Source organism: Mesorhizobium sp. ESP7-2, assembly GCF_020164715.1.
Lineage (GTDB): Bacteria > Pseudomonadota > Alphaproteobacteria > Rhizobiales > Rhizobiaceae > Mesorhizobium.
This window is the reverse complement of sequence record NZ_JAIUGQ010000007.1, coordinates 26,844-43,421: the sequence shown is the minus strand read 5'-3', so window position 1 is coordinate 43,421 and position 16,578 is coordinate 26,844. Positions and strand designations below refer to the sequence as shown.

Annotated in this window: 21 protein-coding genes; 8 read left to right on the top strand and 13 right to left on the bottom strand. The window is 63.4% G+C overall.

The genetic code is table 11. The features are described from left to right. Positions 1-129: 129 nt before the first annotated feature. From LB543_RS09345 to LB543_RS09335, 3 genes are all read right to left on the bottom strand, one after another. Positions 130-1,569 (bottom strand): GMC oxidoreductase, encoded by a 1,440-nt coding sequence (locus LB543_RS09345; RefSeq protein WP_224613815.1) that lies wholly within the window; start codon positions 1,567-1,569, stop codon positions 130-132. Next, positions 1,566-1,751 carry a hypothetical protein gene (locus tag LB543_RS09340; protein ID WP_224590980.1) on the bottom strand — a complete coding sequence of 62 codons (186 nt, stop codon included), beginning with the start codon at positions 1,749-1,751 and terminating at the stop codon, positions 1,566-1,568. Before LB543_RS09340 ends, LB543_RS09345 begins: the two co-directional genes overlap by 4 nt. Before the next feature lie 185 nt (positions 1,752-1,936). Next, complete coding sequence (locus LB543_RS09335; RefSeq protein WP_140757391.1) at positions 1,937-2,698, bottom strand: GGDEF domain-containing protein; 762 nt, start codon at positions 2,696-2,698, stop codon at positions 1,937-1,939. A 162-nt stretch (positions 2,699-2,860) separates the two neighbouring features. On the opposite strand from LB543_RS09335, the gene LB543_RS09330 reads away from it, so the two are divergent. Beyond that, complete coding sequence (locus tag LB543_RS09330; protein ID WP_224613814.1) at positions 2,861-3,565, top strand: pyrimidine 5'-nucleotidase; 705 nt, start codon at positions 2,861-2,863, stop codon at positions 3,563-3,565. Between the two features lie 109 nt (positions 3,566-3,674). Here LB543_RS09330 and LB543_RS09325 read toward each other — a convergent pair whose 3' ends face one another. Further along, on the bottom strand, positions 3,675-4,520 hold the full coding sequence (locus LB543_RS09325; RefSeq protein WP_140757389.1) for an LOG family protein: 846 nt from the start codon (positions 4,518-4,520) through the stop codon (positions 3,675-3,677). Between the two features lie 143 nt (positions 4,521-4,663). Between LB543_RS09325 and dapD the strand changes: the two genes are divergently transcribed. From dapD to LB543_RS09305, 4 genes are all read left to right on the top strand, one after another. Further along, entirely contained in the window at positions 4,664-5,518 is an 855-nt protein-coding gene (dapD, locus tag LB543_RS09320; protein WP_224613813.1) for a 2,3,4,5-tetrahydropyridine-2,6-dicarboxylate N-succinyltransferase, read from the top strand. A gap of 72 nt (positions 5,519-5,590) precedes the next feature. Beyond that, positions 5,591-5,953: a DUF805 domain-containing protein gene (locus tag LB543_RS09315; protein WP_140757387.1), complete on the top strand. Its 363-nt coding sequence runs from the start codon at positions 5,591-5,593 to the stop codon at positions 5,951-5,953. Beyond that, on the top strand, positions 5,946-6,329 hold the full coding sequence (locus LB543_RS09310; protein ID WP_224613812.1) for a DUF805 domain-containing protein: 384 nt from the start codon (positions 5,946-5,948) through the stop codon (positions 6,327-6,329). The genes LB543_RS09315 and LB543_RS09310 overlap by 8 nt, the downstream gene beginning before the upstream one ends. 70 nt (positions 6,330-6,399) lie before the next feature. Beyond that, entirely contained in the window at positions 6,400-7,176 is a 777-nt protein-coding gene (locus tag LB543_RS09305) for a hypothetical protein (RefSeq protein WP_224613811.1), read from the top strand. Here LB543_RS09305 and LB543_RS09300 read toward each other — a convergent pair. Then, positions 7,076-8,119: a 2-dehydropantoate 2-reductase gene (locus LB543_RS09300; RefSeq protein ID WP_224613810.1), complete on the bottom strand. Its 1,044-nt coding sequence runs from the start codon at positions 8,117-8,119 to the stop codon at positions 7,076-7,078. The two genes, LB543_RS09305 and LB543_RS09300, sit on opposite strands and share 101 nt — an antisense overlap. A gap of 123 nt (positions 8,120-8,242) precedes the next feature. On the opposite strand from LB543_RS09300, the gene dapE reads away from it, so the two are divergent. Together dapE and LB543_RS09290 are read left to right on the top strand one after the other, a co-directional pair. Continuing rightward, entirely contained in the window at positions 8,243-9,436 is a 1,194-nt protein-coding gene (gene dapE / locus LB543_RS09295) for a succinyl-diaminopimelate desuccinylase (RefSeq protein WP_224613809.1), read from the top strand. Between the two features lie 5 nt (positions 9,437-9,441). Next, the gene (locus LB543_RS09290) at positions 9,442-10,074 is read left to right on the top strand and encodes a transporter (protein ID WP_224590999.1); all 633 of its coding nucleotides are present in this window, start codon (positions 9,442-9,444) and stop codon (positions 10,072-10,074) included. Positions 10,075-10,105: 31 nt separating this feature from the next. On the opposite strand, the gene truA is transcribed toward LB543_RS09290, so the two are convergent. The 6 genes from truA to def all read right to left on the bottom strand — a co-directional run bounded on the left by truA (position 10,106) and on the right by def (position 13,690). Beyond that, a complete protein-coding gene (gene truA / locus LB543_RS09285) occupies positions 10,106-10,855 on the bottom strand; it encodes a tRNA pseudouridine(38-40) synthase TruA (RefSeq protein ID WP_224613808.1) in 750 nt (249 codons plus the stop codon). Positions 10,856-10,878: 23 nt separating this feature from the next. Further along, a complete protein-coding gene (locus LB543_RS09280) occupies positions 10,879-11,385 on the bottom strand; it encodes a GNAT family N-acetyltransferase (protein ID WP_140757380.1) in 507 nt (168 codons plus the stop codon). Next, positions 11,382-12,335, bottom strand: coding sequence for a methionyl-tRNA formyltransferase (fmt, locus tag LB543_RS09275; protein ID WP_140757379.1), 954 nt, complete (start codon positions 12,333-12,335; stop codon positions 11,382-11,384). Before fmt ends, LB543_RS09280 begins: the two co-directional genes overlap by 4 nt. 39 nt (positions 12,336-12,374) lie before the next feature. Then, positions 12,375-12,800: a type II toxin-antitoxin system VapC family toxin gene (locus LB543_RS09270; protein WP_140811069.1), complete on the bottom strand. Its 426-nt coding sequence runs from the start codon at positions 12,798-12,800 to the stop codon at positions 12,375-12,377. Beyond that, positions 12,797-13,084 carry a plasmid stabilization protein gene (locus tag LB543_RS09265; RefSeq protein WP_224613807.1) on the bottom strand — a complete coding sequence of 96 codons (288 nt, stop codon included), beginning with the start codon at positions 13,082-13,084 and terminating at the stop codon, positions 12,797-12,799. Before LB543_RS09265 ends, LB543_RS09270 begins: the two co-directional genes overlap by 4 nt. Before the next feature lie 75 nt (positions 13,085-13,159). Further along, positions 13,160-13,690, bottom strand: a complete 531-nt coding sequence (gene def / locus LB543_RS09260) for a peptide deformylase (protein ID WP_140811070.1) — start codon at positions 13,688-13,690, stop codon at positions 13,160-13,162. A 103-nt stretch (positions 13,691-13,793) separates the two neighbouring features. Here def and LB543_RS09255 point away from each other — a divergent pair, with 103 nt between their 5' ends. After that, positions 13,794-15,047, top strand: a complete 1,254-nt coding sequence (locus LB543_RS09255) for a DNA recombination protein RmuC (protein ID WP_224613806.1) — start codon at positions 13,794-13,796, stop codon at positions 15,045-15,047. A 3-nt stretch (positions 15,048-15,050) separates the two neighbouring features. On the opposite strand, the gene LB543_RS09250 is transcribed toward LB543_RS09255, so the two are convergent. Together LB543_RS09250 and LB543_RS09245 are read right to left on the bottom strand one after the other, a co-directional pair. After that, positions 15,051-15,455 carry a GFA family protein gene (locus tag LB543_RS09250; protein ID WP_140757374.1) on the bottom strand — a complete coding sequence of 135 codons (405 nt, stop codon included), beginning with the start codon at positions 15,453-15,455 and terminating at the stop codon, positions 15,051-15,053. Positions 15,456-15,577: 122 nt separating this feature from the next. Further along, the gene (locus LB543_RS09245; protein WP_224613805.1) at positions 15,578-16,531 is read right to left on the bottom strand and encodes a cation diffusion facilitator family transporter; all 954 of its coding nucleotides are present in this window, start codon (positions 16,529-16,531) and stop codon (positions 15,578-15,580) included. Positions 16,532-16,578 lie beyond the last annotated feature (47 nt).

Sequence of the window (16,578 nt, the reverse complement as noted above, 5' to 3'; positions counted from 1 at the left end):
CGATTGGCCTCGGCATCCTGCTGGTGTCGCTGGCCGCCGCCGCCGTGCTGGTGCGCATCGCCGTCTATGGTCTTTGAGCTTCTGCCGGCGCCATTTTTGGCGCCGGCCCTGGGACTTCATGGAGGTCGCTCAGGCCGTTACCACCTTGCTCAGATGGTCGCCAAGCCGGCAGGCAAGCGCGGTGATCGTCGTCGTCGGGTTGGCTTGTCCCGACGTGCAGAACACGGAGGAGCCGCCGACATAGAGATTGTCCATGCCATGCACCTTGCAATTGGCGTCCACCACGCTCCTGGTGACGTCCGTGCCCATGCGCGTGCCGCCCATGTGATGATTGCCCGCCGTCTCTTCGTTGGTCGGATAATCCTCGCCGTTAGAGATCCAGTCCGCATTGCGCACCCGGCCCAGGTTTTTCTGGGCCAACGTCGTGCCGAACAGTTTCAGGCCTTCGAGAAGCGTGCGACGTTCCAGTTCCGATTTCTTCCAGTGCAACTCAATGCGCGGCACGCCGGCATGGTCGACCTCGGTCTTCGACAGCTCGATCTGGTTCGAAGCCAGCGGCGCCTGTTCCCAGGCGACATAAAGCTGAGCGGCGCAACGCAGATTCTGGTCGAGCTTGCCCGATACCCATTCCGCCATGTGCGGCGCGGTACAGGCAAGGTCGGCGATGAGGCTCTTGACGCCCGGATAGGGCGTCTCGATCAGCCTGATGCCGAAATTCATGATCTCGAGCCGTTCCATCGCGGCAGGCATCGGCGAGAAGAAGGCCTCCTTGACCGCATCGACTTCGAACGCGCCATAGTCGGCCAGGATGGCATTGCCGCCCTCGAAGGTCGGATGCTCCATCCAGTAGCGGCCAAGCGCCGTCGCGTTCGGCACGACGCCGCCGTTGGAGCGCTGGTTCGACCACAGCAGCAGCCGCGAATTCTCCAGCCCGCCGGTACAGACGATGAAATAGTCGGCGTTGAACAGGCCGGCGTCCTGTCCGTTGGACCACAATTTGGCGCCGGTCACCCGTCTGCCGTCGCCGGCAAGCTCGGTGGCGTAGGTGTTGAGCACGACGGCGATGTTTTTGCTCTTGTCGAGTTCGTCGGCGAATTTTTCCGCAAAACGCACCGCCGGGCTCTTGATCAGCTGCACCCAGCGAATGTCGTCCGAGATCGGCACATCAGGCCGAAAATCGGGAAGGTCGAGGATGTCGCGCACTTCGGCAAGATAGGGTTCGATGTCGGCGCGACGGATCGGCCAGCCGGTATCGGGCGCCCAGGCCTTCGGCTCGAAATCCAGTTTGTCGAGCACGCGGCACCAACCGGCCCAGTGATTGGAGCTGCCGCCCATGAACCGCAGCCGGGTGATGTCGAGATCGAAATAGAAGTCACCGACGGTGGTGCCGCGGTAAAAGTCCTGCGAGCCGTCGCTGAATTCCCGCGAACCGGCTTCCAGCACCACTACCGGGATGCCGGCCGCGCCAAGTTTTCTGGCGATCGTGGTGCCGGCCGGACCGGAACCGAGGATGCAGACCTTTGGCGCAAAGTTGGCGGCGCGATACGCCTCGTAGCTGTCGAAGATCATGCCAGGTCGCTCTGCTTCAGGATCCAGCCATTGACCTCGACGATCTCGTCAGGGTCGACCCGGGATGAACCGGCATGGGTGACGTCGGCGTCAGGCAGCTCGCGGAACAAGGACAGGGCAGGCAGGGCGATCAGCGCTTGCACGAGCGTACGGCGCGAGATTTTTTTGATGGAGAAACTCATGACAGGTCTCTCTGCTATGGGCTTCGATACGCGCATGACGTTCCCGAACGGCACACGCATCGTCAGGCAAGCCAATATCGTGCCAAGCATGGCCTCGAGGCGGTGAAAGTGCCGACAAGCGACACAAACGGATGCAAACAAGGTTACAGATTTCTTAACGGGCCAGGTGTGCCGGCCCGGCCTGCTCATGCGGCTTCGGAAATATCGGTATCGAGGATCGTCAGGTTGCGGCCCGCATGCTTGGCCTGATAGAGGCGCCGGTCGGCGGCGCGCATCAGTTCCGATACGTTGACGTCCTCGCCGCAGACGGTGCCGCCGATGCTGACGGTCAGCGGAATGGTCCGTTCATCGACGGGCCGGAAGCGGATCAGCTCGACCTCGCGGCGGATCCGTTCGGCAACGCGCTTGGCTTCCTGTTCCGTGGCTCCGATCAGAAACGCGCCGAACTCCTCGCCGCCGATGCGGCCGAGCACATCGCCGCTGCGCACGCCTCGCTCGATGGCGCTGGCGATCAACAGCAGCGCGTCGTCACCTGTCAGGTGGCCGAAATTGTCATTGATCGTCTTGAAATGATCGGCGTCGATGATCAGCAGCGCGCCACGGTCGGACTTGCGCCGGGAGCCGTCCAGCGCGGCGAAGAAGCTCTCCCGGTTGAGCATGCCGGTCATGTCGTCGCGGCTCGCCTTTTCCGCCAGGCGGCGGTGCGCGGCGGCGAGTTGGGCATGGGCACGTGCGAGTTCGCGATGGGCGTTCTTCAGCCTGTCGCTCTGCCAGAACGTGCCGGCGCACGCCGTCCAGGCAAGGACCAGCGGACAGAGCGTCAATGTCAACCAGATCGTTCGCGTGAGCGGGAACCCCATGGCTGGGACGATGATCAACGTCAGCAGAAGAGATGCAGCGACGGAGGCGAAGGCGATGGCGGCGGATTTGAGAATGATGCTGTTCATCGCAGGCTCCCCACAGGACTGTCTCTGTGCCAGCAAGCCCTGAAGGCTACCTTTCCGGGATGCATAAAATTTGAATCGTGGGGGTTATTTCTGCAACTTCAACGCGAAGAAGTTGTGGATAAAGTCCCTTTCAGAATCCCTGTTTCATGCCATAAGGAGCGCATGACCACGCTTCCCGATCCCACCCGCTTCGCCCATGTCACCGACTGGGTGTTCGACCTCGACAACACGCTCTATCCGCACCACTCGAATCTGTTCTCGCAGATCGACGTCAAGATGACCGCCTATGTCGGGGAATTGCTGGCGCTGCCGCGCGAGGAGGCGCGCAAGCTGCAGAAGGAGCTCTATCTCGAATACGGTACGACACTGAACGGGCTGATGACGCGCCACGGCATCGATCCCGACGACTTCCTCGAGAAGGTCCATGACATCGACTATTCGTGGCTGGTACCCGATCCCGTTCTCGGCACCGCCATCCGCCAGCTTCCGGGCCGCAAGTTCATCTTCACCAATGGCGACCGCAGGCACGCCGAGCGCACCGCGCGCCAGCTCGGCATCCTCGAGCATTTCGACGACATCTTCGACATCGTCGCCGCCGGCCTCAACCCCAAGCCGGCGCGCCAGACCTACGAGAAGTTCGCCGAACTGCACGCCGTCACCGGCCACAATGCGGTGATGTTCGAGGATCTTGCCCGCAACCTTTCCGTGCCGAAGTCGCTGGGCATGACCACGGTTCTCGTGGTGCCGCGCAATTTCGAGCCGACCTTTTCCGAAATCTGGGAACGCGACCCGGCCAACGAGGATGACGTCGATTTCGTCACCGACGATCTCGCCACGTTCCTCACGACCATAGTCGTAAGGGAGTGAGGAATTGAGGAATTGAGGAATTGAGGAATTGAGGAATTGGTCGGGACGCAAGACTGTGCCCCTTATTTCGTCAATTCCTCATTTCCTCATTTCCCAGTTCCCCCAATTCCTATTCCCCTAGCTTGTAGAAGCGGCTGACGATGCTCCAGGCCTCCTCGGCGGTGTCGACGAAATCGATGATGTCCTGGTCGCCCGGGCTGATGGTGCCTTGCTCGGCGAGAAAGTCGAGGTCGATCGCCCGCTTCCAGAAGGACTTGCCGAACAGGATCACCGGCACACGCTCCATGCGCCCGGTCTGGATCAGCGTCAGCGTCTCGAAGAACTCGTCCATCGTGCCGAACCCGCCGGGAAACACCGCCACGGCCTTGGCGCGCATGACGAAGTGCATCTTGCGGATGGCGAAATAGTGGAAGTTGAAACAGAGCTCCGGCGTCACATAGGGATTCGGCGCCTGCTCGTGCGGCAAGACGATGTTGAGCCCGATCGACGGCGCACCGACATCGTCGGCGCCGCGGTTTCCGGCTTCCATAACGCCCGGCCCGCCACCGGTCACCACGACATATTCGCGATAATATGAAGTGGCCGACTGCCGCGAGCAGAGGCGGGCGAATTTGCGCGCCTCCTCGTAATATTTGCTGTTTTCCTCGAGGTTCTTCTTCTGCGTCTCGTTCTTGGCCGCCCAGGCCTCGCCGCCGGGTTCGGGCAGGCGCGCGCCGCCGAACAGGATCACCGTCGAACGGATGCCGCGCTCGGCCAGGATCATTTCCGGCTTCAGCAGCTCCAGTTGCAGCCTGACCGCGCGCAGTTCGCGCCGCGTCATGAAGTCGGGATCGTTCCAGGCCAGGCGGTAGGTTTCGGCCCGCGTCTGCGGCGTGTCCGGCACGCTTTTCGACCGCTCCAGATCCTCGTCCGAATGCGGCAGCGGCGTCCATCCCGCCTTTTCCATGGGAGTCATCGAATCCACCCGTCCATTCCTTTACTTGCGTCGTCCCGTGACGCAGCTGCGATTGACCCCCATTGAGCCTTAACATAGGGTCCGCGCGACTTTTAAACAGGTTAAGGCCCAGCCCCTTAACAGCTTGGTAATGGAGCGAATTCATGTCGAAGCCCGATCTGGCGAGCCTCGAAAAGACCATAGACAAGGCCTTCGAGGAACGCGACGACATTTCGACCGCGACCCGCGGCGAGGTTCGCGACGCCATCCAGTCGGCACTCGATCTGCTCGACCGCGGCACCGCCCGCGTCGCCGAGCGGCAGGCCGACGGCAAATGGCACGTCAATCAGTGGCTGAAGAAGGCCGTGCTGCTCTCCTTCCGGCTCAATCCGATGGAAATCATCAAGGGCGGCCCCGGCGAGGCCGTGTGGTGGGACAAGGTGGCGTCCAAGTTCGACGGCTGGAGTGCAGTCGATTTCGAGAAGGCGGGCTTTCGTGCCGTGCCGTCGTCGATCGTGCGCCGTTCGGCCTATGTCGCGCCCGGCGCCGTCTTGATGCCGTCCTTCGTCAATGTCGGCGCCTATGTCGATAGCGGCACCATGGTCGATACCTGGGCTTCGGTCGGCTCCTGCGCCCAGATCGGCAAGAATGTCCACCTTTCGGGCGGCGTCGGCATCGGTGGCGTGCTGGAGCCGATGCAGGCCGGCCCCACCATCATCGAGGACAATTGCTTCATCGGCGCGCGTTCCGAAGTGGTCGAGGGATGCATCGTGCGCGAAGGCTCGGTGCTCGGCATGGGCGTCTTCATCGGCCAGTCGACCAAGATCGTTGACCGCGCCACTGGCGAGATCTTCTATGGCGAGGTGCCGCCGAATTCGGTCGTCGTCGCCGGATCGCTGCCGGGCAAGCCGTTTCCAAACAACGAACCGGGTCCAGGTCTCTATTGCGCCGTCATCGTCAAGCGGGTCGACGCCAGGACCCGGTCCAAGACCTCGATCAACGAATTGCTGCGCGATTGATCTTTCCTCCGGGCAGGCGCACCTTCCGCCGGCGCGACGATCGGTCGCGCTGGTTCAACATGGAGGGGTGACATGGACTGGAAATATCTGCTCACAAGCTTTGATGGTCGCATCAACCGGGGCAAGTTCTGGGCTGGCATCGGGGTATTCATCGTTATCGGCGTTATAGCTTTCATTCTCGACGCGATCCTCGGCACCCGTTTCACCACGGCCAGCGGCGCCCAGGTCGGCATCATCGGCATCCTCTTCGCGCTGGCATCGATCTATTTTGCGATTGCCCTCTATGCCAAACGCTGGCACGACCGCAACAAGTCGGGCTGGTGGACGCTGATCGGCCTCGTACCCGTCATCGGCGGCATCTGGCTGCTGGTCGAACTCGGCATCCTCGAAGGCACCAGGGGCGCCAATCAATATGGATCGGACCCGCTTGCCTGAAAGATCGGATCTCACCTGGCTTTTCTTCAAGACCTCGGGCCGCGTCAGCCGCGCGGCCTATTTTCTTGGCGGATTGCTCGTCGCCATCATCCAGGCGTTCCCGCTGTACCGCTTCACGCTGGTGCCGGAGGGCTCGGCCGAGAGCAACATGTGGTCGTTCATCTTCTTCGTCACCTTCATCGCCTCGCTGTGGTCGAACATCGCGCTGGCGGTGAAGCGTCTGCACGACCTCGACAAGCCGGGCATCGCCGCGCTGATCCTGTTCGTGCCGGTCGTCTCGATCGTCGCCTTCCTTGTGTTGTGCCTGTTTCCAGGGCAGCCTGGGGCTAACCGCTACGGCCGGCGCACCAACGAGCCGGCTGAACCGAAGAAGTAGAACATGATGTCGTCCGAAAACCGCGTCACACTTTTCGGCATGCTCTAGGCCGCCGGTCGGATATCTCGCCATGCGCTACCGCACGCTTGATCCGAACCTGATCATCGAAACCGCCGAGCGGCTTGAAGGCCGCGTCGCCGACCGTTTCCCGGACGCCGGGTTGCGCGGCGTCGCCGCCGAACTGGTGTCGCTGTCGCGCGATCTGGCCAAGGCCGCCAAGGCGCTGGAAGCGCCGATCTGGTGGCTGCGTGGCATCATCGCCGCCGCCGTCGTCGCGGGCGCGCTGATCTTCCTGTTCGTCGGGACCATCCTGCCGCTCATTCACATCTCCCAGGCCGACGACGCGGTTCAGTCGGTGCAAGGCATCGAAGCCACGATCAACATGATCATCCTCGCCGTGCTCGGCTTCCTCGCCCTGATCCGCACCGAGGAGCGCATCAAGCGCAAGCAGGTGTTTCGTCAGTTGCACGGCCTGCGCTCGCTGATCCACGTCATCGACATGCATCAGTTGACCAAGGATCCGGCGGCGCTGTCGGCCAGTTTCAAGCCGACCTCGCATTCGCCCGCCCGCATCACCAATGCCGCGGATCTCGCGCGCTATCTCGACTATTGCTCCGAAATGCTGTCGATCACCGGCAAGATCGCGGCGCTGTTCGCCCAGTCCGTCAATGACGCCGTCGTCATCGACGGCGTCAACGACATCGAGAACCTGGCGTCCAACCTGTCGCGCAAAATCTGGCAGAAGATCACGCTGATCGACGGCCGGCCGGCGGCGCCAGAACCTTCTCCGGCATCAGGCCCGGCGAGCCGAGCCGCTCGGACTCCGCCGCGCGCACCAGGGCGCTGATCCGCTGGAGCGTCGGCGCCGGCGTGCCGGCTTTTTCAGCGAGCCGCAAAACAGCACCCTGCAGGTCGTCGATCTCGGTCGGCCGGCCGCGCCGCAGATCGTCCCACATGGACGAGCGCGCCTCGGGGTCGATCGCGAGCATGCGCCGCGCCAGGAGCTTGAACAGCCAGTCGGGCAGCCTGAGCACCTTCGGCAGCAGTGCAGGGCGCAGGCCGGCGATGCGCGCCGGCGCGATGCCGGAGGCCTTCATCGCATGCAGCGCCTCGTCGATCTGGGCGGCCAAGATCAACCGCCAGCGCCTGTCGGCAAGCTCGGTTGCCAGCGGAAGGCCTGACAGCGCCACCAGCGCATTGTTCAGGTTCATCAGAAGCTTGCCCCACAGCACGGCCTTCATGTCGCCATGTGTTTCGACAGCGAGGCCTTCGACGTCGAGAAGGCCGGCAAGGCCGGCAGCACCTTCTTCGACCATCACCTTGCCGTTGCTGGCGCGGTGGACGCGCAGCGGCAGCGCTCCATCGGCCGATTGCACGACATTGAACGGCACCATGCCGGCCAGAACGGTTTGCCGGCCAAGCGCCGCGCGCAGCCTGTCGGCATTGTCGACGCCGTTCTGCAGGCTCACCACCACGGCGTCGGGACGGGCAAAGGCCTTGATGAGGGCTGCCATATCCTGCGTGGCGCCGCTCTTGACGGTGACCAGGATCACATCGGCCGCCGGCAAGGCGACAGCGGGATCGGTGGTGACGACAAGCGCTTCCGGCTCGATCAGGCGATCGCGGCCCTGGAGGTCGCTGACGCGCAATCCGCCCTGCCGCAGCGCTGCCTCGATGCGCGGCCTGGCGAGCAAAACAACCTGCCGCCCGGCGAGCGCGAGGCAGCCGCCGGCATAACAGCCAATGCTGCCGGCGCCGGCAATGACGATCCTCTTTTCCCCATTCGTCATCTCTTGCTCCGCACAAGTCCACTATACGACATGAAAACCATAATGTCGGCGGTATCGCCGGCCATTGGCTTGGCCCTATGTCTGGCCGTGACAGGCCTTTCGCTTTCGACTATCGCTTTTGCCATGACGCTCCCGACTGATCCCGCCGCAAACCTCGCCTCTCTCATCCGCTGTGCCTCGGTGACACCAGCCGAAGGCGGCGCGCTGAGCGCGCTGGAGGCAATGCTGAAACCGCTCGGCTTCCTGGTCGATCGGCCGGTGTTCTCCGAGGACGGCACGCCGGATATCGAGAACCTCTATGCACGGCGCTCCGGCAATGGCCCGCATCTGATGTTCGCGGGCCATACCGACGTGGTGCCTGTCGGCGACGAAGCCGCCTGGACACATCCGCCTTTCGCCGCCGAGATCGCCAATGGCGAGATGTATGGCCGCGGCGCCGTCGACATGAAGGGCGGCATTGCCTGCTTCATCGCGGCGGTGGCGCGCCATGTCGAGGCAAATGGCGGCCCGAAGGGCTCGGTGTCGCTGCTGATCACCGGCGACGAGGAAGGGCCTGCCATCAACGGCACGGTCAAGCTGCTCGAATGGGCCGCGTCCAAAGGCGAGAAATGGGACGCCTCGATCGTCGGCGAGCCGACCAATCCGGACATGCTCGGCGACATGATCAAGATCGGCCGGCGCGGCTCGATGTCGGGCAGCATCACGGTCAATGGCCACCAGGGCCATGCCGCCTATCCGCAGCTTGCCGACAATCCGGTGCGCGGCCTGATGAGCCTGGTGGATGCCTTGCTGCACCCGGTCTTCGACAAGGGCACCAAGGATTTCCAGCCGACCAATCTGGAGGTGACCTCCATCGATGTCGGCAATCCAGCCACCAATGTCATTCCTGCCAAGGCGACCGCCACCTTCAACATCCGCTTCAACGACACCTGGACGGCCGAAACGGTCCAGGCGGAAATCCACAACCGCCTCGATCAGGCGGCAGGGCGCAAGAAATACCGGCCGGGCAAGAAGTCGCCGGTCGACTATGACCTCGTCTGGCGCGACCGGCCGAGCCACGTCTTCCTGACCCGCGACGACAGGCTGGTCGAGACGCTGAGCGGCTCGGTCAAGACGGTTGTCGGCAAAAAGCCGGCGCTGTCCACCTCCGGCGGCACGTCGGATGCGCGCTTCATCAAGGATTATTGTCCGGTGGTCGAATTCGGCCTTGTCGGCAAGACCATGCACATGGTCGACGAGCGCGTCGCCATCGCCGATCTCGAAACGCTGACGCGGATCTACCAGCGCTTCATCGACGACTGGTTCGGACAGGGCTGACCGGCATGCTTTCGGCGGACGAAACCCAAGCTTCGCTGACCGGCGCCTGGCGGCTGATGCTCGGCAAGGTCGACGGGCTGCGCCTGCTCGACCTGTCGGCCGACGGCTTCTGGAATTCGTTCTTCGCCATCATCGTCGCGGCGCCGGCGCTGATCGTCGGCTGGGTCGGCATCGCCAATGAGATCGGCGATCCCGATGCCTTCGCCGGCCGCTTCTCCATGCTGGTGCGGCTGGCGACGGTCGATATCGGCACCTGGGTGCTGCCGCTGGTCGCGCTCGCCTTGGTGGCGCCGCGCGCCGGCATCGGCGGGCGCTTCGTCCACTATGTCGTCGCCAGCAACTGGGCCTCGGCGATCACCGCCTGGCTGATGCTGCCCTCGGCGCTGATCAGGCTTTTCCTGTCGTCGACAAGCCAGGTCTCGAGCCTTGTGTCTCTGCTGTTGTTTTCCCTGTCGATGGTGCTGACCTGGCGCATGACCAACGCCACGATCGGCAGGGGCGCGGCGGTCGGCACCGCCGTTTTCGTCGGCATGTTCATCGCTTCGCTGCTGGTACTTTTCGGGCTGCAGATGCTGCTCGGCATCACCGTGCCGGACAATGTCGGGGCTCAGAGCCTTTCGCGAGTCTATCCCGGGTAGAACTCGTTCTATCCGGGATAGAACCGGGGTTTTATTCGGGATAATCGACGCCTATCAGGAAAAGGCCGTCGGGCGGCGCCACCTGGCCGCAGGCGGCGCGGTCTCGCGCCTCGAGCGCCGCCTTGAGGTCGCCTGATGTCCAGCCACCGTCGCCGACCCGCTTGAGCGAGCCGACCATGGAGCGCACCTGGTTGTGCAGGAAGGACCGCGCCGAGGCTCTCACCTCGATCACATCGCCGGTTCGGCTGACATCGAGCCGCTCCAGTGTCCTGACCGGGCTGTTGGCCTGGCACTGGGTCGAGCGGAAGGTGGTGAAGTCGTGCCGGCCGAGCAGGAGTTTCGCCGCCTCGTGCATGGCGGCGGCATCGAGCCGCTTGGGCACCCACCATACCTTACCCTTCTCCAGCGCCGAGGGCGCCCGCCGGTTGAGGATGCGGTAGAGATAGTGCCGGCCAGTGGCCGAGAAACGGGCATCGAAATCGTCCGGGACGGTCGTGGCCTTCAGGATGACGACGCGCGCGCCGGCCGCCTGCAGATGTGCATTGACGGCATCGCGCACCTTGTCGTCAGGCCACGCCTTGGCAAGGTCGACATGCGCCACCTGCGCGGTTGCGTGCACGCCGGCATCGGTGCGGCCGGCGGCGCGCAGCCGGACCTCTTCGCCACAGAATTTCTCGATCGCCTGTTCGATCGCCTGCTGCACCGAAGGCTGGTCGGCCTGATGCTGCCAGCCGGCAAACAGGCTGCCGTCATATTCGATATCGAGGCGAAAACGCGGCATGCCGGTCGGTAATACGCTCTCGCCTAGGCGGCGAGAGCGGTAAAGGCGGAGGCGTAGACCAGCCTGCCGGCTTCGGGTGCGTCGCCCCAGGCCAGCGCCTGCAGCGCTTCGCTTTGGTATTCGCTTTCGAACTTTTCAGCGCGGGCGTGGCTATAGCCGAAACGGCCGTAATAGGCCGGATCGCCCAGCACAACGGCCAGCGTCTCGCCGGCATCCTTGAGCCGGATGTGAGCCTCGCGGATCAGTGCGCCGCCAATGCCGGAGCCGTGAAAAGACGGCTCCACCGCCAGCGGGGCAAGCGCCACGGCGGCGAAACTCTTGCCGCCGTTCTGCACGAACAGCCGCGAAAACAGGATGTGGCCAACGGCCTGGCCGTCCTCTTCCGCCACCAGTTCGACGACGGCGTCACCGCCGGTCACCAACGCGTCGACCAGCCCGGCCTCCGTTTGCTGGCCGAAAGCGTGTTCCTCGACGAGGCGAATGGCCTCGCGGTCCCGCGGCGTCGCCGCGCGTATCGACATCATGCTCATGAGAATTTCAGTCCTTTTTCGATCTTGGCTCCGCGCAGGAACTCCGACGCGGCGGCGGGCCTTCCGCCCGCACGTTGAACTTCGACCAGCCTGACCGCGCCTTTTCCGCAGGCGACCGTCAGCCGGTCATCGAGAATTCCTCCCGACTCGCCCAAATCTTCCGAAAGCGACAGGCCTTCGGACAGCGTCGAGCGAAGCAGTTTCAGCCGCTCCGAGCGGCCGCCAATGTCAATCTCGGCCCAGGCGCCGGGAAAGGGCGATAGGCCACGAATGTGGTTGTGGACCTCGGCCGCGGGCCGTGTCCACTCCACGCGCGTCTCGGATTTATCGATTTTCCTGGCGTAAGTCACCCCTTCGGCCGCTTGCGCGGCAAATGTCAGGGTGTTCTGTTCCAGCCGCGCCAGTGCTTCCACCATCAGGGCAGCGCCAACGCTCATCAACCGATCATGCAGATCGCCGGCTGTCATATCGGGGTCGATGGCGCATTTTTCAACCAATCCCACCGGACCGGTGTCGAGGCCCTCCTCCATGCGCATCACCATCATGCCGGTCTCGGTGTCGCCGGCCATGATGGCGCGCTGGATGGGCGCGGCGCCGCGCCAGCGTGGCAAAAGCGATGCATGGCCGTTGACGCAGCCAAGCCGTGGCGCCTCCAGAACCGCCTTGGGCAACAGCAGTCCATAGGCAACGACCACGGCGATATCGGCGCCAAGGGCGGCAAAAGCGGCCTGTTCGACCTCGCCCTTCAACGATGTCGGCGTATGCACCTCGATGCCCAGCCGCTCTGCCTCGCGCTGCACCGGCGACGGCGTCAGCTCCAGCCCGCGCCGGCCCGCGGCGCGCGGAGGCTGCGTATAGACAGTTGCTACCTCATGTCCGGCTTCAGTGATGGCGCGCAGCGTCGGCACCGAAAACTCAGGCGTGCCCATGAAGATAACGCGAAGAGGCATTTTCTTTTGCGGCCTTGTTCCTGCCTGCCGTGACCCGGCTCAGACACTCGTTTCAAACGGGTTTACGAGCTTAAGGTCAAGCCCGTCGAAGTCGCGAACATTGCGGGTTGCCAGCGTAGCGTCATGCGCGAGACAGATCGCGGCGATCATGGCATCAGCAAGGCTGATTGGGCGCCCGAGCCGTTCCCGCGTCGCCCGGAGCTTGCCGGCAAGGCGGGGGATAGAGCCGGCAAATTCGACGACACGACCGGAGAACTGTTTCGAGATCAGGTGATCGAGAGCACGGACATGGCGATCGGAGCCGGTCTTGTTCAGGAACCGTTCGGCACCGAAGGATTGCTCCATGACGACGGGGCCGCACAGATAGAGGTCAAGCAACTCCTGTTTGCGAAACCATTCGACCACGTTTGCGTCGGGTGCCGTCCTACTCGTTTCGGAAATGACGTTGGTATCGAGGACGATCACTCGAAGTCCCCAACCGGGCGCCCAAAGTCGCGTTTTCTGTCCGCTTCGATCTCGTCCATGATCTCGGCGAACTCGTCGTCGATCGCGTTTTCAGTCGCGAACGCGGAGCGAATGTTGTCCCATGCCGACAGACCGGGCTCTGGCTTGGCCTCCTTTTCGGCGACCATGCCTTTACGCAAAAGATCGATCGCTTTGCCGGACAAGCTCTGGCCGCCGCTTCGTGCAGCCTGTTCGATTTCGCGTTTCAACGGATCGGGGATGTCCCTGATCAGCATATCGCCCATGCAATTCTCCAGCGTTGATATCAATGATATCACGACGAGGACTGCTGCTCAATGGATTCTGCGCTCGCGTTGCGCCTATCCCACCAGCTTGCCTGGAGCCTTGTCCCTGGCGAGCTTCTTGAACTTCTTCACCACCATGTCGCGCTTCAGCTTCGAGATGTGGTCGATGAACAGCACGCCGTTGAGATGGTCGATCTCGTGCTGCAGGCAGGTCGCCATCAGCCCTTCGGCCTCCATCTCCTGCAGCTTGCCGTCTCGGTCGAGATATCTGACCCGCACCGAGGCCGGGCGCTCGACCTCGGCGTAGTAATCCGGGATCGACAGGCAGCCCTCCTCGTAGACGGACCGCGCGTCGGCGCTTTCGAGAATCTCCGGGTTGATGAAGACGTGCGGCGCCGGCGTTTCGTCTTCCTTGGCGAGGTCGATCACCAGCATGCGCAGCGGTTCGCCGATCTGGATTGCCGCCAGCCCGATGCCGGGCGCGTCATACATGGTCGCCAGCATGTCGTCGGCCAGTTTGCGCAAGGGCGCATCGACGCGCTCCACCGGCTTGGAAACCTGGCGCAGGACGGGGTCGGGAAGGATGATGAGCGGCTTGATCGGCATGGCGTTTCACCTAAGACCTCAAAAGAAAGGCGTCAACCGGTGCGCCTGAGCCTCGTTCACGTTTTGATCAGTGCCAGCCTGCCGAATCGGCTATGCTGTCCACATGAATGATCTGAGCACCATCCTTTCGGAGCCTGTCGTACGGCTCGGCGCCTCGACAATCACGCTCGGCGACGCGCTGGCCTTCGGCGCATTGCTGTTTCTCGGTCTGTTCGTGGCGCTCGTCGCTGCGCTGTGGCGGTCGGCCAAGGCGCGCGCGGTCGCCGCCGCGGAAGCCGCCGACCATGCCCGCGACGCGGAGGCGCGCATGGCTGGTATTTTGCAGGCACAGGCCGAAATGCAGGGCCGCATGGGGGCCATTGCCGAAGTGTTCGGCGCCCGGCAGGCCGAATTGACGCAATCGATCGGCCAGCGGCTCGACGCCATGACCGGCCGCATCGGCCAGACCATGACCGAGCAGACCAAATCCACACATGAGAGCCTGACGAAACTGCAGGAGCGGCTGGCGGTCATCGACACCGCGCAAGGCAACATCCAGTCGCTGGCCGGCCAGGTCGTTCAACTCCAGGCGATCCTCTCCAACAAGCAGACGCGCGGCGCCTTCGGCCAGTCGCGCATGGAGGCGATCGTCGCCGACGGCCTGCCGCATGGCGCCTATGAATTCCAGGCGACGCTGTCTAACGGCAGCCGGCCGGACTGCCTGGTGAAAATGCCGAACGGCGCGCCGTCGCTTGCCATCGATGCCAAATTTCCGCTGGAAGCCTGGAACGCCATCCGCGCCGCCGACGGGGCCGACCTGCAGAAGGTCGCGGCCCAGGCCTTTCGCCGCGATATCGAGGTCCATGTCCGCGACATTTCGGAAAAATACCTGCTCCAGGGCGAGACGCAGGACACCGCCTTCATGTTCGTGCCGTCGGAATCGGTGTTCGCCGAAATCCACGAGAATTTCGAAGCGGTTGTCCAGAAGGCGCACCGCGCCCGTGTCATCATCGTCTCGCCTTCGCTGCTGATGCTGTCGATCCAGGTCATCCAGGCGATCCTCAAGGATGCCCGCATGCGCGAACAGGCGCATCTGATCCAGGGCGAAGTCATCAGGCTGATGGAAGATGTCCAGCGTGTCGACGAACGGGTGCGCAAATTGCAGGGCCATTTCGGCCAGTCGGCCAAGGACATCGAAGACATCCTCGTCTCGACCTCGAAAGTGACCAAGCGCGGCCAGAAGATCGAGGCGCTGGAGTTCGGGGAAGGCGAGCCCGACGCCCCACACGGCGGCACCGCCAAGGTCGAGGCCGCACCGCGCGTGGCCGATTCCAAGACCGGGCAGCTGAGGTTGAGGGTCGTCGAAGGCGACGACTGAACGCTACTGCTCTTCGACGATCGTCATCCCTTCGAATTCCGGCAGCCAATGCAGCGCTGAACGGTGCCAGAACTGTCGCCTCGGCACGAGTTCCTCGCGCTGCCGCGCCGTGCCGACTCGGATGCCGTAGACCTTCGGGCCGTCGCCGACCGACGTCGCATAGAGATGCGAGCCGCACTCGCCGCAGAAACCTTGAGCGCGCTTGGCGCCGCTGGACCCGGTCTTGACGTAGACCTTCGGTGTGCCCTTGGTGATCCGATAATCCTCTTCGGGCGCCCGAACCGAGACGCGAAAGGCCGTACCGGTCAGCTGTTGGCAATCGGTACAATGGCAGATCGAGGTCTTCTCCGGGTCGACCTCCGCCTCATAGGTGATGGCACCACAATGACATCCGCCGTCAATTTTCATCGCCATTCCTCCAACATCGATCAGGTGATCTTAGCGGCGCGGGAACGCGAGGCAACGGCGCGGCGCTGGTCCAGAGCCAAGGCATGATCAGGAAGCGAGGATTTTCGGATCATGGCCAAACTCTATCCGGACGCGGATTCGATCAGCTTGTGCCGCGTTTCCCAGGTGCCTGACGTCTGCGGCTTGACGAACAGCCTCGTGATTTCGGGCATCTCCTTCCTCAGCCGTGCCTCGAGACGCTCGATACAAGCCTCGATCTCAGGCGCCGACAGATGGTCCTCGAATTCGATGCTCAGGGCGGCAACGATCTCTTCCGGTCCCATATGCACCGTCAGCACACCGTTCGCCCGCTGCACCGCCGGATCCTGCTGGACGATCGCCAGCACCTTCCTCTGCACCTCGGGTGAGGCCGGCTCGCCGATGAGCAGGCCCTTGCTTTCACGCGCCAGAAAGATTGCCGTCGCGCCAAGGATGAGCGCGATGCCGATCGAGGCAGCGCCGTCGAGTTCGGGCATCTCGAAAATCTCCGCCGCCAGGATGCCGGCAAAGGCGACGGTCAGGCCGAGCAGGGCCGCACTGTCTTCGAACAGCACCGTATAGACGCTTGGGTCCTTGCTCGATTGCACGGCCTGCAGCCAGCCTTGCTTGCCCTTCTGCTTGCGGAATACCCTCAGTGCCACCAGCCAGGAGCTGCCTTCGAACAGGAAGGACAGGCCGAGAACGATGTAGTTCACCTTGACGTTGGCGACCGGCTCCGGCGCCATGATGTGGACGATGCCCTCGTAGAACGACACGCCGGCGCCCAGCGCGAAGACCAGAAGGGCGACGATGAAGCTCCAGAAATAGAGTTCACGGCCGTGGCCGAGCGGATGCGTACTGTCTGCCGGACGCGCGGCGCGGTGCATGCCGTAAAGCAGCAGGCCGCCATTGCCGGTATCGACCAGCGAGTGCACGCCTTCCGACAGCATGGCCGAACTGCCGGTGAAAAAGGCGGCGGCGAACTTGGTCAGCGCTATGGCGAGATTGCCGGCGAGCGCCGCATAGATGACCGTTCTGGAGCCGCCATGGCCTGCCATGCAGGTTTATCCTCTTTGAGGTACGATACAGCGGCTCCGCCGCGGAG

Excerpts from the sequence above, each read along its gene's own strand:
- LB543_RS09345 (WP_224613815.1), bottom strand. The coding sequence starts at position 1,569 with ATGATCTTCGACAGCTACGAGGCGTATCGCGCCGCCAACTTTGCGCCA.
- LB543_RS09340 (WP_224590980.1), bottom strand. The coding sequence starts at position 1,751 with ATGAGTTTCTCCATCAAAAAAATCTCGCGCCGTACGCTCGTGCAAGCG.
- LB543_RS09335 (WP_140757391.1), bottom strand. The coding sequence starts at position 2,698 with ATGAACAGCATCATTCTCAAATCCGCCGCCATCGCCTTCGCCTCCGTC.
- LB543_RS09330 (WP_224613814.1), top strand. The coding sequence starts at position 2,861 with ATGACCACGCTTCCCGATCCCACCCGCTTCGCCCATGTCACCGACTGG.
- LB543_RS09325 (WP_140757389.1), bottom strand. The coding sequence starts at position 4,520 with ATGACTCCCATGGAAAAGGCGGGATGGACGCCGCTGCCGCATTCGGAC.
- dapD (WP_224613813.1), top strand. The coding sequence starts at position 4,664 with ATGTCGAAGCCCGATCTGGCGAGCCTCGAAAAGACCATAGACAAGGCC.
- LB543_RS09315 (WP_140757387.1), top strand. The coding sequence starts at position 5,591 with ATGGACTGGAAATATCTGCTCACAAGCTTTGATGGTCGCATCAACCGG.
- LB543_RS09305 (WP_224613811.1), top strand. The coding sequence starts at position 6,400 with ATGCGCTACCGCACGCTTGATCCGAACCTGATCATCGAAACCGCCGAG.
- LB543_RS09300 (WP_224613810.1), bottom strand. The coding sequence starts at position 8,119 with ATGACGAATGGGGAAAAGAGGATCGTCATTGCCGGCGCCGGCAGCATT.
- dapE (WP_224613809.1), top strand. The coding sequence starts at position 8,243 with ATGACGCTCCCGACTGATCCCGCCGCAAACCTCGCCTCTCTCATCCGC.
- LB543_RS09290 (WP_224590999.1), top strand. The coding sequence starts at position 9,442 with ATGCTTTCGGCGGACGAAACCCAAGCTTCGCTGACCGGCGCCTGGCGG.
- truA (WP_224613808.1), bottom strand. The coding sequence starts at position 10,855 with ATGCCGCGTTTTCGCCTCGATATCGAATATGACGGCAGCCTGTTTGCC.
- LB543_RS09280 (WP_140757380.1), bottom strand. The coding sequence starts at position 11,385 with ATGAGCATGATGTCGATACGCGCGGCGACGCCGCGGGACCGCGAGGCC.
- fmt (WP_140757379.1), bottom strand. The coding sequence starts at position 12,335 with ATGCCTCTTCGCGTTATCTTCATGGGCACGCCTGAGTTTTCGGTGCCG.
- LB543_RS09265 (WP_224613807.1), bottom strand. The coding sequence starts at position 13,084 with ATGGGCGATATGCTGATCAGGGACATCCCCGATCCGTTGAAACGCGAA.
- def (WP_140811070.1), bottom strand. The coding sequence starts at position 13,690 with ATGCCGATCAAGCCGCTCATCATCCTTCCCGACCCCGTCCTGCGCCAG.
- LB543_RS09255 (WP_224613806.1), top strand. The coding sequence starts at position 13,794 with ATGAATGATCTGAGCACCATCCTTTCGGAGCCTGTCGTACGGCTCGGC.
- LB543_RS09250 (WP_140757374.1), bottom strand. The coding sequence starts at position 15,455 with ATGAAAATTGACGGCGGATGTCATTGTGGTGCCATCACCTATGAGGCG.
- LB543_RS09245 (WP_224613805.1), bottom strand. The coding sequence starts at position 16,531 with ATGGCAGGCCATGGCGGCTCCAGAACGGTCATCTATGCGGCGCTCGCC.